Consider the following 762-nt stretch of genomic DNA (forward strand, 5'->3'; position numbering starts at 1 on the left):
AGCTAACCGCAAGGAGGCAGCGACCTAAGGTAGGGTCAGCGATTGGGGTGAAGTCGTAACAAGGTAGCCGTAGGAGAACCTGCGGCTGGATCACCTCCTTTCTATGGAGAAATCTAGATTAGACAGACGCTCTGACTAGTACAGATACATTATTATGTATCAAAATTTAAATACTTACTCGATGGTTACTTAAAGTATTGATTCTGTTCAATTTTGAAAGACTAGGTCTTTCAAAAAAATTTTCGCTTAAATAAGGTGAAAATAATGTTCTTTGAAAATTGCACATAGATTAATGTATATAAAATACAACAAAGCCAAGAAATATATTCTTTGTGAATGATTAATATAACCAGTTTTGTAATAACAAAACTTTAGAAAGCGAAGCTTAGTGGTGACAAGTACGAGAAAGCAAATGTTTTATGCACGCAGCGTATTTTCATACGTGAGTACATAAAATATGCAGCTGATGAAGTAATTGGCGTCAATAAGCAAGCGAAGGTCAAGCTACAAAGGGCGTATGGTGAATGCCTTGGCATCAGGAGCCGATGAAGGACGCGATAAGCTGCGATAAGCTTCGGGTAGACGCACATAGTCAGAGATCCGAAGATTTCCGAATGAGGAAACTCACATGGGAAACCCCATGTATCATAAAGTGAATACATAGCTTTATGAAGGTATACCCAGGGAACTGAAACATCTAAGTACCTGGAGGAAGAGAAAGAAAAATCGATTTTCTTAGTAGCGGCGAGCGAAAAGGAAAGA

At 38.8% G+C, this 762-nt stretch carries 2 rRNA genes; both read left to right on the plus strand.

Annotation, left to right across the window (positions count from 1 at the left end):
• Window positions 1–101 (plus strand): 16S ribosomal RNA (locus tag CLPUN_RS10380); the annotation flags it as partial.
• A gap of 396 nt (window positions 102–497) precedes the next feature.
• Window positions 498–762, plus strand: a 23S ribosomal RNA gene (locus tag CLPUN_RS10385); the annotation flags it as partial.

Origin of the sequence: Clostridium puniceum (assembly GCF_002006345.1) — a bacterium.
GTDB lineage: Bacteria > Bacillota > Clostridia > Clostridiales > Clostridiaceae > Clostridium > Clostridium puniceum.